Genomic DNA, 4568 nt, shown 5'->3' with positions numbered 1-4568 from the left:
CCGAAGCGCGGGAACGAGCTGTGAAGGCGCTCGAAGAAGTGGGTATTCCCGGCGCACGCGAACGCATCGACAGCTACCCTCACGCGTTTTCCGGCGGCATGCGCCAACGGGTTGTGATCGCGCTGGCACTGTGTGCCGAACCATCGCTGGTGATTGCGGATGAGCCGACAACCGCCCTTGATGTCAGTGTTCAAGCCCAGATCATCACGCTTCTGCGGCGGCTGTGCCGGGACCGTGGCACTGCGGTGATGCTGGTGACACACGATATGGGCGTCATAGCCGAAACCGCAGACAAGGTGGCCGTCATGTATGCCGGTCGCACCGCCGAATTGGGTCCGGTGCGCGAGGTGCTGACCCGTCCGCACCATCCCTATACCAAGGGGTTGATGGGGTCGGCGCCATTGGCGTCGCTGGGCCAAACCCGGCTGCGCCAAATCCCGGGCAACATGCCCCGTCTGGGGGCGCTGCCACAGGGATGCGCCTTTCACCCGCGCTGCAATCGGGCGCAGGAGGCTTGTCGTCGCGATCCCGGCCCGACACTGGCAGCGGACCAAGGGCGCGCCGCATGCTGGTTTCCGGTCGGAGCCACAGAAACAGCCAAGGATACCGCCTGATGTCGACCAAGCCCGCCATGGTGTCCGTGCGCAATCTCACGCGCAGGTTCGACGTGTCCAAACCGTGGCTGAACCGTGTGGTGGAGCGATTGCCCAGGAGCATTCTTACCGCCGTGTCGGACGTGTCCTTTGAGATCCCCGCGCAAGAGACCTATGCGCTTGTCGGTGAAAGCGGTTCGGGCAAATCCACGATCGGCAAGATAATGGTGGGATTGCTGACCCCGACCGACGGATCGGTCACGATCGGAGGTGTCGACCTGTCCCGCGAGACATCCGCCAAAGCGATGGATGCAGCGCGCGAACAAATCCAGATGGTGTTTCAGGATCCTTATGCCAGCCTCAACCCGCGGTGGCGGGTGCGCAACATCATCACCGAACCGGTCGCCGCACGGGGTGGCGATACGACCGGTCTGGCGGAACGCCTGCTGGAACAGGTCGGGTTGTCCGCCGAAGATGCCGACAAGTACCCGCACGAATTCTCGGGTGGGCAACGACAACGCCTTTGTATAGCGCGTGCCCTGTCGTCGAACCCCCGTTTCATCGTTTGCGACGAACCGACATCGGCTCTTGATGTGAGCGTGCAGGCGCAGGTTCTGAACCTGATGTCCGACCTCAAGACAGATCTTGGACTGACGTTCCTGTTCATCAGCCACGATCTGACAGTTGTGCGCCACATGGCGGATCGGATCGGCGTGCTTTATCTGGGTCGGCTGGTCGAAGAGGCGGCGCCGGATGCGCTTTTCACGACTCCACGCCATCCCTACACCAAGATGCTTCTGGAAGCTGCACCAAAGCTTGATGGGTTCGGGCGGGAGACCGAGCCGCCAACGGGTGAGATCCCCGATCCGATCAACCCACCCAACGGCTGCGCCTATCACCCGCGTTGTCCGCTCGCGCGGGACCGCTGCCGATCTGAACGTCCAGTCCTGCGGACGGTCGGCCATTCCCGCACCGCCTGCCATTTCGCGGAAGAACTGGGCGCGGACTGAACATCGGCCACGGTGTTTTCCCTGTTCGGTATTGACCCAGATGCGAGCCATCCGGACGGGAGTCGCAATGATATTTGGAGAATAGCGGGTTTCGCCACCCCGCGGACTAAAAAACTCTCATCTGTACGCATTGCGAACAAAAATTTGTCTTGCGAACATTTCTGACATGCGTAAGTTTGTTTCTGAAAACGAAGGCGCCTTGCCGCTGACACAGAAATTTTGCGGTTGGGATAAAGCCGGTGCGGATTTACGTAACCCTGATGGACAAGATCAACGCGGTGGTGACGGCGCTTGTCGCCGCGTTGCTTTGCATTGTCTCGCTGGCCGTCATGACCCAGGTTATGGTGCGGTTTGTGCTTACTGCTCTGGGTTTGAACATCTCTGCTCCCTGGACCGAGGAACTGGCGCGCTACACGTTGATCTGGATGGTTTTTCTGGGTGCTGCTGTGGGAGTGCGCCATGCACGGATGATCGCGCTCGAATTCGGTGTCCGCAAATTGCCCGCGCACACGGGTGTGCCGATCCGCTACGCCGTGATGATCCTCTGCATCTCGTTTTTCGGACTTTTGTTCTCAACTGGCGTGGATTTCATTGAACTTGGCAAGTCAGAGACCAGTCCGGTTCTCGGCATCACGAAAGACAAGGTCTATTGGGCCATGCCGGTCAGCATGGTCCTGATGATCCTCAATTCACTGGCCCTGATCGCAGAAACATGGATCGAGGGCCGCGATATCCGATTTGCCTCGGACTTCGCCCCGGAGGATTGATGTGATACTTCTAGTTGCCTCACTTCTGATCCTGTTCGTCGCCAGCGTGCCCATTGCCATGTCGCTTGGTCTTGCTGCTGTTCCCACGCTGATCGCCAAGAACATCCCGTTTATTGCCATCCCGCAGGTCATCTTCGAAGCCCTGGACAGCTTTGCGTTGATGGCTTTGCCGCTCTACGTGCTGGCAGGTCGCCTGATGCAGCACGGGGGTATCGCCAAGCGGCTTGTCGATCTGGCCAAGGCCATGGTGAGCTGGGTGCGCGGCGGATTGGCCGCTGCCGTCGTGATGACCTCGATGTTGTTCGCCACAATCTCTGGATCGTCTGCAGCGACGGCGGCTGCCATCGGGTCGATGCTGATACCCGAGATGGAAAAGCAGAAATACCCACGCCCGTTCAGCGCCGCCACCACCGCCGCCTCCGGGGAACTGGGGGTCATCATTCCGCCATCGGTTGCCATGGTGATCTACGGCGTCATCACCGGAATCTCGATCACCGACCTGTTCATTGCGGGCTTCTTGCCGGGACTGATGATCGGAGCCTCTTTGATGACAACCGCCATCCTCGTGTCGTGGATCATGGGCTACGGAGAGCGGCAACCGTTCCAACCGGTGCCGTGGATGCGCGAGGTGTCGGCGGCCTTCTGGAAGGCATCCTTGTCACTTTTCATGCCCATCATCATCCTCGGCGGCATTTTCGGGGGCATCTTCACCGCTACCGAAGCGGCGGTTGTGGCTGTCTTCTATGCCCTGTTTCTAAGCGTCTTCGTCTACCGGGAGATTTCGCTCAAGGATCTGCCGCGCATTTTCGCAAGTGCGGCCATCACGTCGTCTGTGGTGATGATCATTGTCGCTTTCGCCGCGATGTTCGCTTTCGCGCTGCATCTTTTGCGCGCGCCTCAGCAGCTTGGCATGCTGTTGACGACCGTGACGGAAAACCCTCTTTATTTCCTGCTGCTCGTGAACGTGTTCCTGCTTGTCGTGGGGATGTTCATGGAAACCTTCGCTGCCATCGTGATCCTTGGCCCGATCCTGTCTCCGATCGCCGTGAGCTACGGGATCGATCCGATACATTTCGGAATGATCATGATCGTAAACCTGGCCGTCGGCATGGTGACGCCTCCGGTCGGAGTCAATCTTTTCATCGCCTGCGGCATTGCACGCATCAGTATGGAGCAACTGATGCGTCCGCTTGCGGTGTTCCTGATGGTCCTCTTCGCCAACCTGATGATCATCACCTACGTCCCGGGCATTTCGCTCGCCTTGCTCCGTTAAACAAAACGACAGGGAGACCACTGACATGACTATCAGACATACCACGTTTGGCCTTGCGGCCGCGTTGCTTGTAGGGACCGGTGCCGCGCAGGCCCAGGACTACACCATGACCATGGCGCATGTGTTGAGCGACCAAAGCCCCTACCAGGTGACGCTTAACGAATTCAAATCGCTTGTCGAGGAACGGTCCGGTGGCGCGATCGCGGTCGAAGTTCAGTGCTGCGCTCAGGCCGGTAACGAAACACGCGCCATCCAATCCATGCGGACCGGAATTCTGACAGGCGGGTTCGTCGGAGGCTCGACGCTCGAAACCGTCGTGCCCGCATATCGGGTGCTGTCGCTGCCGTATCTTTTCGAGGACAAGCAGCAAGCCTACGAAATCCTGCAAAGCGACATGGGCCGCGAAATGCTTGATCTACTGGGCGAGTACGGAATGTACGGGCTTGGCTTCGGGTCGATCTACGAAAGATCCGTCGCCAGCAAGGCACCGGCACGGGTGGAATCCATCGAGGATATGCAAGGTCTGAAGATCCGCGTTTTGCCGACGCCGGGTTTTGTGGAGGCCTACAAGGCGATGGGCACCCAACCGACACCGATGTCGTATGGCGAATTGTTCATGGCGATTCAGAACAATGTTGTGGATGCGCTCGAAATCTCGCCGGATGCCATCGTCGCGGACGGTTTCTACGAAACGGTCAATACTTACACGATGACCAAGGCGCACCAATCGACAACAGCCATGGTCCTGTCAAAGACGTGGTGGGATAGCTTGCCGGCGGACTTGCAGGAGTTGGTTCAGACAGCCGCAACAGACGCCATTGCCGTCGGGATCGAAGCCCATGACGGTCTTGCCGACGCCGGCCTTCAGACCGCTGCGGAAGCGGGAGTCGAAATCCTTGAACCGGATCTGGCTCCGTTCATGGAG

At 59.1% G+C, this 4568-nt stretch carries 5 protein-coding genes; all 5 read left to right on the top strand.

What is annotated here, in order from left to right:
• Positions 1–614, top strand: a 614-nt coding sequence (locus tag ACTIEN_RS21765) for an ABC transporter ATP-binding protein (RefSeq protein ID WP_439525241.1), incomplete at its 5' end; no start/stop codon positions are given.
• Positions 614–1603, top strand: a complete 990-nt coding sequence (locus ACTIEN_RS21760) for an ABC transporter ATP-binding protein (protein ID WP_439525240.1) — start codon at positions 614–616, stop codon at positions 1601–1603. The genes ACTIEN_RS21765 and ACTIEN_RS21760, both read left to right, overlap by 1 nt.
• A gap of 239 nt (positions 1604–1842) precedes the next feature.
• On the top strand, positions 1843–2370 hold the full coding sequence (locus ACTIEN_RS21755; protein ID WP_439525239.1) for a TRAP transporter small permease: 528 nt from the start codon (positions 1843–1845) through the stop codon (positions 2368–2370).
• A 1-nt stretch (position 2371) separates the two neighbouring features.
• Positions 2372–3643 (top strand): TRAP transporter large permease, encoded by a 1272-nt coding sequence (locus ACTIEN_RS21750; protein ID WP_439525238.1) that lies wholly within the window; start codon positions 2372–2374, stop codon positions 3641–3643.
• Between the two features lie 25 nt (positions 3644–3668).
• A partial coding sequence (locus ACTIEN_RS21745; protein WP_439525237.1) for a TRAP transporter substrate-binding protein occupies positions 3669–4568 on the top strand: 900 nt, incomplete at its 3' end.

This window comes from Marivita sp. (assembly GCF_051859345.1).
Taxonomy (GTDB): Bacteria; Pseudomonadota; Alphaproteobacteria; order Rhodobacterales; family Rhodobacteraceae; genus Marivita.
The sequence above is the reverse complement of the archived record's forward strand: the minus strand, read 5'-3'. Positions and strand labels throughout refer to the sequence as shown.